The sequence below is a fragment of the Pseudonocardia parietis genome (assembly GCF_017876315.1).
GTDB classification, from domain to species: Bacteria; Actinomycetota; Actinomycetes; order Mycobacteriales; family Pseudonocardiaceae; genus Pseudonocardia; species Pseudonocardia parietis.
Window position 1 is genome coordinate 388,276 of record NZ_JAGINU010000001.1, and the last position, 14,831, is coordinate 403,106.

Annotated in this window: 13 protein-coding genes; 5 read left to right on the forward strand and 8 right to left on the reverse strand. The window is 70.3% G+C overall.

What is annotated here, in order from left to right; all coding sequences use genetic code 11:
• Positions 1-42 precede the first annotated feature (42 nt).
• Entirely contained in the window at positions 43-1,104 is a 1,062-nt protein-coding gene (gene wecB / locus JOF36_RS01895) for a non-hydrolyzing UDP-N-acetylglucosamine 2-epimerase (protein WP_210024713.1), read from the forward strand.
• Here the strand turns inward: wecB and JOF36_RS01900 are convergent.
• The 3 genes from JOF36_RS01900 to JOF36_RS01910 are packed head-to-tail and all read right to left on the reverse strand — an operon-like array spanning position 1,087 to position 4,345.
• Positions 1,087-2,268, reverse strand: a complete 1,182-nt coding sequence (locus tag JOF36_RS01900; RefSeq protein ID WP_210024714.1) for a glycosyltransferase family 4 protein — start codon at positions 2,266-2,268, stop codon at positions 1,087-1,089. The genes wecB and JOF36_RS01900 overlap by 18 nt on opposite strands.
• Positions 2,265-3,254, reverse strand: a complete 990-nt coding sequence (locus tag JOF36_RS01905) for a Gfo/Idh/MocA family protein (RefSeq protein ID WP_210024715.1) — start codon at positions 3,252-3,254, stop codon at positions 2,265-2,267. Before JOF36_RS01905 ends, JOF36_RS01900 begins: the two co-directional genes overlap by 4 nt.
• Positions 3,254-4,345, reverse strand: coding sequence for a DegT/DnrJ/EryC1/StrS family aminotransferase (locus tag JOF36_RS01910; RefSeq protein WP_210024716.1), 1,092 nt, complete (start codon positions 4,343-4,345; stop codon positions 3,254-3,256). Before JOF36_RS01910 ends, JOF36_RS01905 begins: the two co-directional genes overlap by 1 nt.
• 179 nt (positions 4,346-4,524) lie before the next feature.
• On the opposite strand from JOF36_RS01910, the gene JOF36_RS01915 reads away from it, so the two are divergent.
• Positions 4,525-5,160 (forward strand): class I SAM-dependent methyltransferase, encoded by a 636-nt coding sequence (locus tag JOF36_RS01915; RefSeq protein ID WP_210024717.1) that lies wholly within the window; start codon positions 4,525-4,527, stop codon positions 5,158-5,160.
• A gap of 15 nt (positions 5,161-5,175) precedes the next feature.
• On the opposite strand, the gene JOF36_RS01920 is transcribed toward JOF36_RS01915, so the two are convergent.
• Both JOF36_RS01920 and JOF36_RS01925 read right to left on the reverse strand, forming a co-directional pair.
• Positions 5,176-6,624, reverse strand: coding sequence for a lipopolysaccharide biosynthesis protein (locus tag JOF36_RS01920; RefSeq protein ID WP_210024718.1), 1,449 nt, complete (start codon positions 6,622-6,624; stop codon positions 5,176-5,178).
• Between the two features lie 26 nt (positions 6,625-6,650).
• Positions 6,651-7,631, reverse strand: coding sequence for a glycosyltransferase (locus JOF36_RS01925; protein WP_210024719.1), 981 nt, complete (start codon positions 7,629-7,631; stop codon positions 6,651-6,653).
• Between the two features lie 63 nt (positions 7,632-7,694).
• Here JOF36_RS01925 and JOF36_RS01930 point away from each other — a divergent pair, with 63 nt between their 5' ends.
• Positions 7,695-8,891, forward strand: a complete 1,197-nt coding sequence (locus JOF36_RS01930; RefSeq protein WP_245350617.1) for a glycosyltransferase family protein — start codon at positions 7,695-7,697, stop codon at positions 8,889-8,891.
• Here JOF36_RS01930 and JOF36_RS01935 read toward each other — a convergent pair.
• Both JOF36_RS01935 and JOF36_RS01940 read right to left on the reverse strand, forming a co-directional pair.
• Positions 8,852-9,445: an acyltransferase gene (locus JOF36_RS01935; protein WP_210024720.1), complete on the reverse strand. Its 594-nt coding sequence runs from the start codon at positions 9,443-9,445 to the stop codon at positions 8,852-8,854. The two genes, JOF36_RS01930 and JOF36_RS01935, sit on opposite strands and share 40 nt — an antisense overlap.
• Positions 9,438-10,727: a nucleotide sugar dehydrogenase gene (locus tag JOF36_RS01940; protein ID WP_210024721.1), complete on the reverse strand. Its 1,290-nt coding sequence runs from the start codon at positions 10,725-10,727 to the stop codon at positions 9,438-9,440. The genes JOF36_RS01935 and JOF36_RS01940 overlap by 8 nt, the downstream gene beginning before the upstream one ends.
• Before the next feature lie 110 nt (positions 10,728-10,837).
• On the opposite strand from JOF36_RS01940, the gene JOF36_RS01945 reads away from it, so the two are divergent.
• Entirely contained in the window at positions 10,838-12,922 is a 2,085-nt protein-coding gene (locus tag JOF36_RS01945) for a DUF6541 family protein (protein WP_210024722.1), read from the forward strand.
• A 19-nt stretch (positions 12,923-12,941) separates the two neighbouring features.
• The gene (locus JOF36_RS01950; RefSeq protein WP_210024723.1) at positions 12,942-13,898 is read left to right on the forward strand and encodes an NAD-dependent epimerase/dehydratase family protein; all 957 of its coding nucleotides are present in this window, start codon (positions 12,942-12,944) and stop codon (positions 13,896-13,898) included.
• Here JOF36_RS01950 and JOF36_RS01955 read toward each other — a convergent pair.
• A complete protein-coding gene (locus JOF36_RS01955; protein WP_245351203.1) occupies positions 13,889-14,755 on the reverse strand; it encodes a decaprenyl-phosphate phosphoribosyltransferase in 867 nt (288 codons plus the stop codon). The genes JOF36_RS01950 and JOF36_RS01955 overlap by 10 nt on opposite strands.
• Positions 14,756-14,831: the final 76 nt, after the last annotated feature.

Sequence of the window (14,831 nt, forward strand, 5' to 3'; positions counted from 1 at the left end):
GGGCCTCGATCGAGTATCGCCACCGTCCGTATGCTCCCCGCGATGCGCGTGCTGAGCATTGTCGGTGCCCGACCGCAGTTCGTGAAGCTTGCCCCCGTGGCCGCCGCGGCCGAGGGCCGGTTGGAACACCTGATCGCGCACACCGGCCAGCACTACGACGTCAACATGAGCGACGCGTTCTTCACCGACCTCGGCATCCCTGCGCCGGACGTGAACCTCGGTGTCGGCTCAGGCAGCCACGGCACGCAGACCGCGGCGATGCTGGAAGGCCTGGAGAAGGTCGTCCTCGATACCCGGCCGGACTGGGTGCTGGTCTACGGTGACACGAACTCCACCCTCGCCGGCACCCTCGCTGCCGTGAAGCTGCACGTCCCGGTCGCGCACCTGGAGGCCGGCCTTCGGTCGTTCAACCGGCGGATGCCGGAGGAGCAGAACCGGGTGTTGACCGACCACGCCGCTGATCTCCTGCTCGCGCCTACCGAAACGGCCGTCGGCCACCTGACCCGGGAGGGCCTCGCGGAGCGGACGGTCCTGGTGGGCGATGTGATGACCGACGTGCTGCTACGAGTGCGCGAGGCCGTCACGAACCAGCCGCTGCCCCTGCCGGACCTGGCGACCGGCGAGTACCACGTGGCGACCGTGCACCGGCCCGACAACACCGACGACCCCGAGCGATTGCGCGCGATCCTCGACGGGCTCTCCAAGATCGATGGCCCAGTGGTGCTTCTCGCGCACCCGCGGCTGCGCACCCTGGCCGCTCGACACGGGATCGAGCTCAGCACCGGATCAGTCACGGTGTCCGAGCCGCTGGGCTACCCGCAGCTGGTGAACGCGGTCGCGCACAGCCGCGGCGTGATCACGGACTCGGGCGGGCTGCAGAAGGAGGCCTTCCTGCTCCGGGTGCCCTGCACGACGCTCCGACCGGAGACCGAATGGGTCGAGACCGTCGAGCTGGGATGGAACACGCTGGTCAACGACGGTTTCGAGCGCCTGGCCGGAATTGTCGGACGTCCGGTTCCGGCGGCGACCGACGCCACCCCGTACGGCACGGGGCGAGCCGCGGAGGCCGCGATCGACGCGCTGGAGTCAGGCCGCGCGGCGTGAGTTGCGTGGCTCTTCGGCGCTGCGCTCATCTCGTACGCCGGTGATCCAACGCGCCGCGCGGCGACCCGTGGACCGGAGAGAAGCGTGCTCCTCCGTCCAGGAGACGAGCCGCGCCGAGTCGAACGCCGTGCGCGACAGCAGCTCCACCATCCGGTCGGCGACCTCGGCCGGGTCATGGCCGGAGACGAGCCCGAGCTCATTGTTCCGGACCAGGGCAGCGCCGTCACCAGCCCCGGCGAAGAGGACCGGTGTACCGCACCCCGTGGCCGCGTAGATCTTCGTCGGCCGGGCGAAGTCGTACCCCCGACCGGGCACGATGCTCACCAGTGCGCCGCGGGCGGACCTCAGTGTGCGTGCGGCCTCGGCCGGCGGGACGACCCCGCCGAACTCGACGGCGCCGGGCACCAGCCGCTCGGCCAGCTCACGCAGCTCGCTCTCTGCCGACCCCTGGCCGAGAAAAACGATCCGTGCTCCCGGGCAGCGGCGACGGACCTCCGGGAGCGCGCGGATGAACACGTCCGCGCCCTGCCACTCCGACATCGTCCCGGTGTAGACGAGGACCGGGTCAGGTGCACTCTGGTCGCCGACAGACGGTGCGAAGACTTCGGTGTCGATACCGTTCGACACGACCTCGACGCGATCGGGTGCGGCGCCCAGCGCCACAACCCGCTCGGCGACCCCATCGGATACCGCGAGCACGCCACTGGCCCGCCGGAGCACGATCCGCTCCAGCATGCGCATCACCGCGATCACCGGACGGGGCGCACCGGACGCCACCAGCGCGTCACTCCAGACGTCCGCGGCGTAGTAGTAGAGCGGAATCCGCCGCAAACCACAGACCACCGCGGCCACCACGCCGGTACTCGGCGGCGGCTCGCAGACCACCATGTCGGCCGGCTGCGCGAGCAGACGCAACGCGAGAGGGATGTCGAAGCTGGCGTACTGCACGTAGCCCCGCACGGTCCCGTTACGGTCGCGTAGGACGGGCCAGCGCCGCACTCGGGCACCGGTCTCCGGTTCCGGCCCGGAATCCGCCGGAGCGCGCGTCGTCAGGACGGTTACTCCATGGCCGGCCTCGGCCAACGCCATGGTGAGGGCACGCAGCCGGAAGGCGGCTGCGGCGACCTCGGGTGCGAACAACCGCGACGCCAGCACGACCTTCATGCAGGTACCTCCGGGTGGGTGGGTGTTCCGGAGACGATCAGCCACTCTGCGGTCCGCAGTGTCTCCAGTCCCTCGGCGAGTGTGACGATCCCGGAACCGGCGCCGAGCACCGCATCGCGGAAACTCTCGTGCTCGGTGCGGAGCGGCTCGGGCTTCGGAATGGCGAACCGGGTGACGTCGCCCTCGCTGACCCCGCGGAAGTTGGCGACCGAATCCCACTGGGTATCGACGACACCGTTGCCGTGGAAGGTGAGGTCGGCCGTGAGCGTGTCAGCCACGAATGCTCCCTTCTCGCCGGTCACCACGGTCACGCGCTCCTTCATCGGCGACAGCCAGTTGACCAGGTGGTTGGTGATCACTCCGTTCGCCAACCGGCCGGTCGCAGCGATCATGTCCTCGTGCTCCCGGCCGGAGCGGGTGGTGATCTGAGCGTCGAGCTCGGCGTACGGCGACCGGGCGAGCCACATCGTGAGGTCGATGTCGTGGGTGGCGAGGTCCTTCACGACCCCGACGTCGGCGATCCGGGAGGGGAACGGCCCCTGCCGCCGGGTCGCGACCTGGTAGACCTCACCGAGGTCTCCGTTCGCCAAGCGGGCGCGAAGCGACTGGAGCGCCGGGTTGTACCGCTCGACGTGGCCGACCGCACCGACCAGGCCACGCGAGGTGAACGCCTCGAGCAGTCGCTCGCCCGCCTCGGCGCTGTGCGCGATCGGCTTCTCGATGAGCGTGTGCACGCCCGCCTCGGCGAGCGCGATCCCGACATCCTCGTGCTGTGCCGTCGGTACGGCACAGACCGCCATGTCGATGCCGGTGGCAATGAGCTGGTCGACGTTCTCCAATGCGGTCAGAGGACCGGCAACGCCGTGCACGTCGCCGAAGGGGTCAGCAACAGCTACGAGCTCGACACCACTCGTTTCACGGACGACACGGGCATGGTGCCGGCCCATCATGCCGAGCCCGATGATCCCCACACGCAGATTGCCCATCAGGCCCCCGCTCCGGCCAGGGCGTTGACCGCGTTGACGATCCGCTCCCGGTCCTCGTCGTCCAGCGCCGGATGTACCGGGAGCGACAGCACCCGGTCCTTCGCCCACTCCGTGTTCGGCAACTCCGCGTCCCGCGAGAAGGCCGGCAGACGGTGCACCGGGGTCGGGTAGTAGACGCCTGCTCCGATCGCGTACTCCTCGCGCAGCGCAGCGGCGAATCCGTCCCGACCCTCTGGAATCGTGATCGTGTACTGGTGGTAGACGTGCACGACGCCGTCGGCGACGGCGGGCAGTCCGACCCCGGTCAGGTTCGTGTCGAAGAACTGCGCGTTCGCCCGCCGGGCCTCGGTCCGCTCGGGCAGATCCGCCAGCTGGACGCGACCGATCGCCGCGTGCACGTCAGTCATCCGCGCGTTGAACCCGACGATCTCGTTCGCGTACTGCGTCGCCATGCCTTGGTTACGCAGCAGCTGCACGGTCCGGGCGAGCTCGGCGTCGCCGGTGGCGACCATGCCACCTTCACCGGAGGTCATGTTCTTGGTCGGGTAGAGACTGAACGCGGCGAACCGCCCGAAAGTCCCGACGAGCTGTCCGTGCAGGCTCGCCCCGTGGGCTTGGGCCGCATCCTCGTAGAGGTCCAGACCGTGTTGTTCGGCGAGCCACCCGAGCCCGGCCATGTCGGCCGGGTGCCCGTAGAGGTGGACCGGCATGATCCCGCGGGTGCGCTCGCCGATCAGCGTCGCCACGTGCGCAGGGTCGATGCCGTAGGCCTCGCGTCGGATGTCTGCGAATACCGGGGTGGCACCGGTGAGCGCGACTGCGTTGGCGGTCGCGGCGAAGGTGAAGGACGGGACGACGACCTCGTCACCGGGTCCGACACCGGCGGCGAGCAGGCCCAGGTGCAGGGCCGAGGTCCCGGAGTTGACGGCGACCGCGGCACGTCCGTCGAGCAGGTCCCGGCCGAACTCCTGTTCGAAAGAGGCAACTTCCCGGCCCTGGGCCAGCATCCCCGACCGGAGCACAGCGTCGACCGCACCTCGTTCGGCGCTTCCGATGAGTGGCCGCGCCACCGGTATGAACTCTTTGCTCACTCGGCGTCCTTGCTACCCGACTTTGCGTGCGATCGACCCTAGCCCGCCGCGTCCGACAGACTCCGGCGACCCGACACCGACACGGACAGATGCATCCGTTCGGCTCCCATCGGACCAACGGATGCAGGTACGCACGCGATACGGTCGCGATGATGCGCGTCCGAAATGTCGTCAATGCCATGAGCTCCTCCCGCCCCGCGAACGAACTACGCCGCCGGTTGCGGTTTCCCGGTACCGAGGCCTACTGGGACCGTCGCTACGAGGCCGGTGGCACCTCGGGTGCGGGCTCCTACGGACCCCAGGCGGAGTGGAAGGCGAGCATCGTCAACGGATGGGTCGACGCACTGGGCGTCCGTTCGGTCGTCGATCTCGGCTGTGGCGACGGGAACCAGCTGTCCCTGGCCCACTACCCCCGCTATCTGGGCCTCGATCTCTCCGCCGAGGCGGTCCGGATGTGCATCCGCCGCTACGGCGACGACCCGACCAAGAGTTTCCTGGCCTACGACCCGAGCAGTACCTCCGACGCGGCGGGCTGGCTGTGCGCCGACCTGGCGCTGTCGATGGAGGTGCTCTTCCACCTGGTGGACGACGGGATGTTCGAGGACTATCTCGCCCGGCTGTTCGACAGCGCCGAGCGCTACGTGGTGATCTGCAGTAGCGACACATCCGACATTCCGCAGGGTCCGCACGAGCGCCACCGGCCCTTCACGCCCTGGATCTCGGCCAACCGCTCGGACTGGGTGCTGGAGCAGCGAGCCGATCCGCCGGAAGACATGGCGATCGTCTCGTCGCTGTACCTCTATCGACGGGTGTGAGCCCACCCTGGTCGGTCAGTTCCGACGGGAACGCCACGGTCGGGGAAGCCGGGCGGCATCGGCCCGGTTGAGTGCCACCCACACCACGGCGAACACCACAGCGACCGCCGGGTCGAGCCAGATCGGCAGTACCAGCCGCGACTGTGTCGCGTACAACGCGACCAGCAGGAGGATGCCTCCGGCAAGCTTGGCGTATAGCCCGGCCCAGCGGTGCCGTCCCGCCCGCCAGACGACGACGACCGGGATCGCCGCGATGACGAACGTCCCGGCCAGGTAGCCGAGTGCCACGCCGACACCACCCAGTTTCGGCGCCGCGACCAGCCACACGACCGTCCCGAAGCCCATGCCAGTCAAACTCGCCGCGACATTGATCGCCATACCGCGCTGCGAACGGGCCGTCAGGGCGTTCACCGCGACGACGCCGAGGTTGGTGCAAAGGACGGCGACGGCGAGGATCGCGAGAATCGGTGCAGCACCGGCGTAGTCGGCGCCCCAGATGACCCGGATCAACAACCGGCTGCACAGCGCGACCGCCCCGAAGATCATGACGACCACGACCGCCAGCGTCCGGGTGGCGTGGTCGGTGCGGGTCCGGAACGCCTTCTCATCGGATCGGCCCAGCGTTTCGGAGAGCGCCGGGAGGAGTACCAGGGTGAGAGACACAGCGAGCATCGATGCGGGTGTCGCGAGCGCAAGCGCAGCGGCGTACTCGCCCGCGCCGGCATCCCCCGACACTAGGCGCGCGACGATCTGGGATAGCTGCAGGAAGCCGGCGCTCGCGAGTGAGCCAACCGCACCGAGCGCGACGAAGCCGTCCAGCTCACGGCGGTGCGTCGGCTCCGGGCGTCCGCCACCGCCGAACGGCCAGCCCGCCAGTGCATAGACGCCGTATGCCAGCGCGAGCGGAAGGACGAGCGCGACGCCGCGCACGCCGCTCAGGAGCAGCAGCGTCAGCACGACGAGTCCGAGGACGACACAGAGGACGTCCCACCCGGTGGCGCGGGTGGTCTGGCCGGTGCCGAACTGGACGCCCCGGGTGAAGCTGTAACCGGAGTAGCCGATGGTGAGAAGGGCAACGGCGAGTGCGCCGGTCAGACTGCCGCCGTCGAGATACACCCAGACCGGGATCGCCGCCGCGGCGAGAAGGAGAACCGTCGCGAGCATCCGGCGGCGCAGATGCGCAGCCGTCGCCCGTGCTTCCTCGATCGATCCCGCCCCACGTGCCCGGGCGAGGAACTTCGACGCGGCACTCCCGGTCGAGGTCGGCCAGAGCAGCGCCAGGATCGTGGCCGCCGCGATCGCCGAGGCCACGACGCCCAGCTCGGCCTGACCGGCGATCCGCCCGACCAGCAGAGAGGTGGCGAACCGCAGGATGCCCTGCGCCGCGAGACCAGTGATCGCAAGCGCCCCACCACGACTCAGCGAGGTCGGCGTGGGGTCGTCCAGCCGGACCGGGGTGAACATGCGACTCAGCAGCGGACGGACTCCGTTCATCCGCGAGCCGCCAGGACTCTCCGATGGACTTCCTGCACCGAGTCCACCGCCTGCACGACTCCGTGTGTGTCCCTGGTCCATCGTCGGACACCGACCGGATCGTGCCCATGGTCGCCGTCGAGGACCGCCGCCACGGCGTCGGCAGCATCGGAGGCGGCCACCGCGAGCACAGGCGGGTTCTCGTAGAGCGGCAGCGGGACAGGGACGACAACGGGAGCCCCCGCCGCGAGCGCCTCGAGTTCACTGGCCGCGAGTATCCCGGCGGACTGCCCGACGACCACCGATGCACCGGCCAGGAGACCGAGGTAGTCGGAATGTCCGGTGCGCGGTACCAGCCGGACGCCGGACGCTGCGGCATCGGCGGTGCACGACCCCCAGTCGAGACCGACCAGGTCGACACGGTCACCCATCCGGGCGGCGAGGTCCCGCGCTACGGCGAGCTGGACCTCCACACCCTTGTCCCTGCTCCACCGCGACGCGAAGACGATGCGAGGGCGACCGGGGGCCGGATACCACCCGGGAACGGCGTCCACGTCGATCGGGACCGGGAGGTAGACAGCGTCCGGGCGGTGCTGCAGGACGTGCTCGGCGAGGTCCGGCGTCGAGTAGAGCACCGCTTCAGCCCGCTCGAGCGCACGCACGACGGCCGGACCGCGGCGAGGGTCGTACTGGGCCGTGCGGACATCGGTGCCGTGACAGTGCACGACGTACCGGGGCGCTCCGAGCCGGGAGTGCGCCACGGTCGACGCCGAGTGGACATGCACGATGTCGTGCCGCCAGGCCTTCACGGCGAGCCGCGCGACCCATCGCCCGCCGATCATCGCTCGGCGGAGCCGCCCGGACACGCCCGGCCACTGCTGGGCGGGTGCGGCCTTCGGCAGCAAGTCCCACTCCAGGCCGCGGCGATGCGCCTCGGTGGTCATCCGTGCGGCCGTGAACGCGGCGTCGTTCACGTGCAACACAGACGGCGCGGACATGCGCGCGATCGTAGAGACCCGCTCGGTCGGGCACGCTCCGCCGGGTCTCTAGACTCCGTCGCCATGCTCGACGGCGCGCCCCGGCGGCGAATCCTCTGCCTCTCGTTCTCCGACATCGCCGCCGATTCCCGGGTGCTGCGCCAACTCGACGTCCTCGCCGAACTCGGCGACGTCACGACAGTCGGGTACGGCGAACATCCGGACGCCGCCGTCGAGCATCTGCCGATCGACCCGTCTCTCCCGTCGCTGCCGCAGACTCCGTTCGGGGTCGTGCTGCTCGCAGCCCGCCGGTTCGATCGGGTCGAGTTCGAGGGACCGGCGGTGCAGGCGGCGCTGTCTTTGCTCACCGGTCGTCACTTCGACCTCGTCGTGGCGAACGAAGCCAGGGCGATGGCACTCGCCCATCGCGTGGCCGACGGTGCGCCGGTCCTCGCAGACCTGCACGAATGGGCGCCGGAAGAGCGGGCGCACGTGACCTCATGGCGGCTCCTGGTCCGGCCGTTCATGTTCCACCAGTGCGCCAAGTACCTCCCGCGCATGGCGGCTGTGACGGTGGTGAACAGTTCCATCGGTGAGCTCTACCGGGAGCGGTTCGGCGTATCGTGCCGCGTCGTCCGCAATGCAGGGCCCACACGCAATCTCGAACCGGGCCCAGTGGGGGACGATCGCATCCGCCTCGTGCACAGCGGAGGCGCGGTCCCGGGCCGCAACCTGGAGGCACTGATCGATGCGGTCCGCGGTCTCGGCCCTGAGTTCTCGCTCGATCTCTACCTCGTCCCGAGCAGGGACGGCGGCAGGTATCTGGGCAAACTGCGCGAGCTGATCGGCGGCGACGGCCGCATCACGCTGCACGATCCGGTACGACCTCACGAGCTCGTGCCGACCCTTCACGCCTATGACGTCGGCGTGTTCAGCCTGCCGCCACTCACTCCGAACCACCGCCTGATGCTGCCGAACAAGATCTTCGATTTCGTGCAGGCGCGACTGGCGGTCGTGTTCAACTCCGCGCCGGAGACCGACCGATTGATCACCGGATACGGGTTCGGCGCGATCGCCTCGGGCCACTCGGCCGCTGCGATGCGCGAGACCCTCGCCGCGCTCACTCCCGCGCAGGTGACGGAGTACAAGCAGAATGCCCACCGCGCCGCAGCCGTCCTGAACTCCGCCGAGGACTCGGCCGTGACCCGCGAGGCCGTTGCCGAGCTGCTCGGCGACCGGGCTCAGCCGGCTTCGCGGAGCGAGCCACCGTCCTCGGTGTAGACCGTTCCGGAGGACGGGCAGTACCAGTGCCCGTCCTCCTCCACCAGCGGAATCCCCGCCCGCCCGACCCAACCGATCCGGCGGGCCGGCACACCGACCACGAGTGCGTGCGCGGGAACGTCGCGGGTCACGACGGCACCGGCTGCCACCGTCGCCCAGGGACCGATCGTGACCGGGGCGACACACACCGCCCGGGCACCGATCGATGCGCCCTCACCGATCGTGACCCCGACGGCGTCCCAGTCGGAGCCACTCTTCAGCGTCCCGTCCGGGTTGATCGCACGCGGGAAGGTGTCGTTGGTGAGCACCACGGCCGGCCCGATGAAGACGCCGGCGCCGAGCTCGGCCGGCTCGTACACGAGCGCATGGTTCTGGATCTTCGAATTCTCCCCGACGCGTACGCCGATCCCGACGTAGGCACCGCGACCGACGATCGTGTTCGCACCCAGGTCGGCGCGCTCCCGGACCTGGGCGAGGTGCCAGACCTTGACCCCCACACCGAGGCGGGCCGAGCCGGCCACGTCCGCGCCGGGCGCGACGAACGACTCAGGCACGGCCGATCACCCGATAGGTGACGCCGGGCCAGCGGTCCGCGGAGCTGCTCCGGCGCCCGTCAACGAGGACCCGCAGCCCGGGCAACCGCTCCGGGCCGAGCTCCGCATACTCGCGATGATCAGCTTGGATCACGGCGGCATCCAGCGGCTCACCGAGGTGGTAGGGCTCGAATCCGAGGGCAGCCAGTTCTGCGTCGGAGTACAGCGGGTCGTGGACCCGCGGGATCGCACCGCGCTCCCGGAGGGCGGCGACCGTCGGGAACACCCCGGAGAACGCGGTCTCCTTGACCCCGCCCCGGTAAGCCGCACCGAGAACTCCGATCCGTGCGCCGGCCAAGTCGCCGAAGGCCCCTTCCAGCAGCCCGACGGTGTATTCGGGCATCGACGCGTTCGCCTCGCGAGCGGCGCGTACGACTGTCGCGTCCGGGTCGTTCCAGAGGTAGAGCCGCGGGTAGACCGGGATGCAGTGCCCGCCGACGGCGATGCCGGGCTGGTGGATGTGGCTGTACGGCTGGGAGTTGGCGGCTTCGATCACCCGGTACACGTCGATTCCGGCTGTCCCGGCGAACCGCGCGAACTGGTTCGCCAGCCCGATGTTCACATCCCGGTAGGTGGTCTCCGCCAGCTTCGCCAGCTCGCTCGCCTCCGCCGAGCCGAGGTCCCACACCCCGTTCGGCCGCGGGAGATCGGTGCGCTCGTCGAAGTCGAGGACGTCGGCGTAGAAATCGGCCGCGCGCTGCGCGCCCACCTCCGACAACCCCCCGATCAGCTTCGGATACTTGCGCAGGTCCACGAATACTCGTCCGGTCAGTACCCGCTCCGGCGAGAAGACGACATGGAAGTCGACTCCTTCGGCCAGCCCGGAACCCTTCTCCAGCATGGGCTTCCACCGGTCGCGAGTCGTCCCGACCGGGAGCGTCGTCTCGTACGAGACGAGTGTTCCCGGGGTGAGATGCCCGGCCAGTTCCTCGGTCGCCGCGTCCAGCGAGCGGAAGTCCGGGCGTGCCTCGTCGTCTACGAAGAGCGGAACGACCAGCACGATCGCGTCCGAGTCCGGGATGGCGTCGGCGTAGTCGATAGTGGCGCGCAGAGCCCCGGTCGGAACCAGCTCGGCGAGTGCCGCCGCAAGACCGGCCTCCCCGGGGAACGGCTCGAGACCCTCGTTCACCAACCGCACGACATCCGGGGCAATGTCCACCCCGACCACACGGTGGCCCTTCGAGGCGAACTGGGCGGCCAGCGGAAGGCCGATCTTCCCCAGCCCGACGACTGCGATCTGCACGGGCAGGTCCTCCGGTAAAGCTACGGACGTCGGTCGAAGCCTACGACCGGTCCCGGTCGTCGCAGCGGTTGGTGTGGCCGACGTCGGAGCGGCGCTTCGGGAGCGATAACGTGTCGCGTCCGCTCGACGAGGTGGCAGACGCCGGGAAGGAGGCCGAGCTGGACCGCATGATCTTGGCCGCCGCGCTGGTAGCCACGCTGCTCCCCGGTGCGGCTTTGGTCTTCGCCCTGCGGATCCGCTCCCCGCTGCTCGCCGTGGCTCTACTCCCCACTTCCTCGGCCGGCGTCCTGCTCGCGGTGGCGACCGCAGCCGCCCCGCTCGGGCTGTCGTTCTCCCCCGCCCTCGTCGGGGCCGTTGTCGGGATCCTGCTCCTCGTCGGCGTCCTCCGCCGGCTCCGGTCCGGCCTGCGATGGCCAACGGCCAAGGCGCACTCCTTCGCACCTATCGCAGTGGGGGCGCTCGGCGTGCTCGGCGGTGCGCTGCTCGCCACCCGGATGTGGCTGCGCGGCTTCGGCGGGCTCGACCGAGTCGCCCAGGAACACGACATGATCACTCACCTGCTGGTGGTCAGCTACATCGAGCGCTCAGGCGAGGCGGCCCCGTGGCTGATCCGGCCGATCGATCTCCTCACCGGCGACCCTGTGACGTTCTACCCGGCGGGTGGCCACCTCGCTCCGGCGCTGCTCTCCGCTCTCGGTGTCGGGCCGGTAGCAGCGCTCAACGCGACGACCGTGATCTACTTCGCGGTCTGCTGGGTGCTCTCGGTGGCCGTCCTGACCGCCGTCGTCGCCCGTCGGCTGTCCGCGGGGTCGGGCACCGCGTGGCTCGCGGCCGGTGTCGCGTCCCTGATCGCGCCGGCCCTCTACCGGCCCGGTGTCCACCTCATGCACGACGGCGGCATCTACTCCGGCGCCGTCGCGTTGTGCCTCGCCCCCAGCCTGATCGCGGCGTTGTTGCTTGCCGCCGACGAGCCCCGGGCTCGCACTGCGGTCGGCCTGGGCATCGGTGCGGGCGGGATCCTCGCGATACACCCGAGCTCCGTCGCCACCGTCGCCGTCACCGTGGCCGTCTGGCTGGTGGGCGACCTGTTGGCCCGGAACGGTGGTCGGCGGTTCCTCCGAACCGTTCCGACCCTGGTCGGGAGCGGGTTCGTCGCCGCGGCGCTCGCCGTGCCGCTGCTCATCCAGGGCAGCAGCTCGGCTGGGTCGACCGGATCCTTCGACACCGGGCTGAGCGGCCTTCCGCTCGGCGACGCGATCGGCAGCGCGATCGGCCTGATCTACGGCGGTTACCTCGATCCGCCCCGCGCCATCGGTCTGGCCGGGCTCACCCTCCTCTACCTGTACGGCCTCATCGCCGTGGTGCGCGTCGGTAGCGGGCTAGGCGTGGTGTTTGCCTGGGCAGCCTGGACCTTGCTCACCGTGTCGACGATGCTCGCCCCAGGCCAGGGTCCAGCCCGCTGGGTGACCGGGTTGTTCTACAACGACATGCCCCGGATCTGGTCGCACGTGTCGTTGTTCGTCCCCACTCTCGCGGCGCTCGGGGTCGTGCTCACGGTGACCGCGGTGGTCCGCGCGCTTCGCGGACGGTTCCGGAGCCCGTTGCCCACTTCCTTCCGGGCTTGGCCCCTGGCGTCGGTGCTGGTGCTGATCGCGATGGCCGTGCTGCTGGCCGTCCCAGTGCAACGAGCCGTGTCGACGAACACCGGTGCCGTCAGCGCGCGGTACGCGACCCCCGACTTCGTCCGGATCGGGCCGGATGACCTCGCAGCCGTCGAGTTTTTGCGCGACCGGGTCGCACCCGGCGAGCGGGTCCTGAACTCCGCGAACGACGGTTCGACCCTCCTCTACGTGGACGCCGGCATCCCGATCGTCAACGCCACCACTCTGGGCACCGGGGCCGCGCCGTACACCTTCGAGCTGATGCGCTCGTTCGACCGCTACCCCGAAGACCCGCAGATCCGTCAGATGCTGCGCGAACTCGACGTCGGCTGGGTCTACGTCGACGCCGAGGCTCCCGGCATCGGTGCGACCGGCGCGCCCGAGGGCTGGGCGAATCCCTCGGTCAGGTTCACGACCGCTCCCGGTCTCGTCGATCTGGACCGGAAGAACCTGCCCGGACTCACACCGGCATTCCGAAGTGGCACTGTCACGGTGTACCGGCTGGACCTGAACGCCATCGGTCCGCCCGCCTGAGAACTCGACCGGAGGAAGCATGCGCGCGCTCGTGACCGGCGGAGCCGGATTCATCGGCTCCACCCTCGTCGACGCCCTTCTCGCCCGCGGCGACGACGTCCTCGTCGTCGACGACCTGTCGTCCGGCAAGCGCGGGAACCTGGCACCCGGCGTCGAGCTCACCGAGCTCGACATCCGCGACACCGGTGAGCTGGCGAAGCTGACGGCGGAGTTCCGGCCGGACGCGGTGTACCACCTGGCCGCGCAGATCGACGTCCGCACGTCGATGGCCGATCCGGTGCACGACGCGTCGGTCAACGTCCTGGGGACGCTGTCGGTGCTGCAGGCCGCGCGGGACGCGGGTGCCGGGGCCGTCGTCGTCTGTTCCACCGGTGGCGCCATCTACGGCGACGGCGCGCCGCTCCCGACGACCGAGGACGAGCAGCCCGAGCCGGAGTCGCCGTACGGGATGAGCAAGCTGGCCGCCGAGCGCTACACCCGGTTCTTCGTGCGCGCACACGGTCTGCCCGCACTGGTGCTGCGCTTCGCGAACGTCTACGGCCCGCGCCAGCACCCGGCAGGCGGGGCGGGGGTGGTGTCGCTGTTCTGCGACCGGGCACGCACCGGTCAGCGTCCGACGGTGTTCGGTGACGGCGGCCAGACGCGCGACTTCCTGTTCGTCGGCGACGTCGCCCGCGCCGCGCTCGCCTCGGCCGACCGGCTCCTCGCCGGGGAGCTGGCCGGCGAGGTGTTCAACGTCGGCACCGGCACCGAGTCGACCATCACGGAGCTGGCCGCGACGATCGGCCGGATCGCCGGGCTGGACGCCGACGGCTTCGCCCCCGAGTTCACGCCCGCCCGTCCTGGGGAGCTACGACGCAGCTGCCTCGACCCGTCCCGCGGGCTGGCAGCGCTCGGGCTCCCCTCGCCGACGACGCTCACGGACGGCCTGGCCGCCACCTGGGCGTGGCACCGGGCCCGTCCGGGTCAGCTGTAGACGGCCGCGGTCAGCATCGCGATCCAGGCCACGGCGAGCACCTGCAGCACCCGGTCGCCCAGCGCGATCTCCTCGGGCTCCCCGCCGGTGCCCCGGTCGACGTCGACCGAGTACCGCAGGACCGCGATCACGAACGGCACGATCGACAGCACCGACCACACCGTGTTGTGGTGGGCCTCGCGGATCTCGAACGCCCACAGCCCGTAGGTCATGATCATGACCGTGGCGGACAGCGACCAGATGTAGCGCAGGTACGAGGCGGAGTAGCTCTCCAGCGACTTGCGGATCTTCGCGCCGGTCTCCTCGGCGAGCCGCATCTCGGCGTAGCGTTTGCCGGCCACCATGAACAACGAGCCGAACCCGGTGACCAGCAGGAACCACTGGGACAGCGGGATCTCGGTCGCGACACCACCGGCGATGGACCGCATCAGGAAGCCGGAGGCGACGATGCAGATGTCGAGCACCGGCTGGTGCTTGAGCCACAGGCAGTACGACAGCTGGACCGCCACGTAGACGGCGAGCACCACGATCAGCTGCCAGGTGACCAGGATCGACAACCCGATCGCGGCGGCGAACAGCACCGCGGAGGCCACGTAGGCCAGCGGCAGCGGGACGATGCCCGCGGCGATCGGGCGGCGGCGCTTGGTCGGGTGCGCCCGGTCGGCCTCGACGTCGAGCGCGTCGTTGACCAGGTAGACGCCCGACGCGGCCAGCGAGAAGGCCGCGAACGCGATCAGGCAGTCGACCAGGACCTCGACGCCGAACAGCCCGCCGCCGACGAACGGCGCGGCGAACACCAGGACGTTCTTCACCCACTGCCGCGGGCGCATCGTCTTGAGCAGGCCCCGGGCGACCATCGCCGTGGTCCGGTCGGACGGGTCGATCGGTACCTGCGGGGCGGGCCGCTCCTCCGCGGCCTCGGCCTCGTGCCCC

Bases quoted from the DNA above. Each gene is read 5' to 3' on its own strand.
- JOF36_RS01900 (WP_210024714.1), bottom strand. From the start codon at position 2,268: ATGAAGGTCGTGCTGGCGTCGCGGTTGTTCGCACCCGAGGTCGCCGCA.
- JOF36_RS01925 (WP_210024719.1), bottom strand. From the start codon at position 7,631: ATGTCCGCGCCGTCTGTGTTGCACGTGAACGACGCCGCGTTCACGGCC.
- JOF36_RS01915 (WP_210024717.1), top strand. From the start codon at position 4,525: ATGAGCTCCTCCCGCCCCGCGAACGAACTACGCCGCCGGTTGCGGTTT.
- wecB (WP_210024713.1), top strand. From the start codon at position 43: ATGCGCGTGCTGAGCATTGTCGGTGCCCGACCGCAGTTCGTGAAGCTT.
- JOF36_RS01920 (WP_210024718.1), bottom strand. From the start codon at position 6,624: ATGTTCACCCCGGTCCGGCTGGACGACCCCACGCCGACCTCGCTGAGT.
- JOF36_RS01905 (WP_210024715.1), bottom strand. From the start codon at position 3,254: ATGGGCAATCTGCGTGTGGGGATCATCGGGCTCGGCATGATGGGCCGG.
- JOF36_RS01950 (WP_210024723.1), top strand. From the start codon at position 12,942: ATGCGCGCGCTCGTGACCGGCGGAGCCGGATTCATCGGCTCCACCCTC.
- JOF36_RS01930 (WP_245350617.1), top strand. From the start codon at position 7,695: ATGCTCGACGGCGCGCCCCGGCGGCGAATCCTCTGCCTCTCGTTCTCC.
- JOF36_RS01955 (WP_245351203.1), bottom strand. From the start codon at position 14,755: ATGGTCGCCCGGGGCCTGCTCAAGACGATGCGCCCGCGGCAGTGGGTG.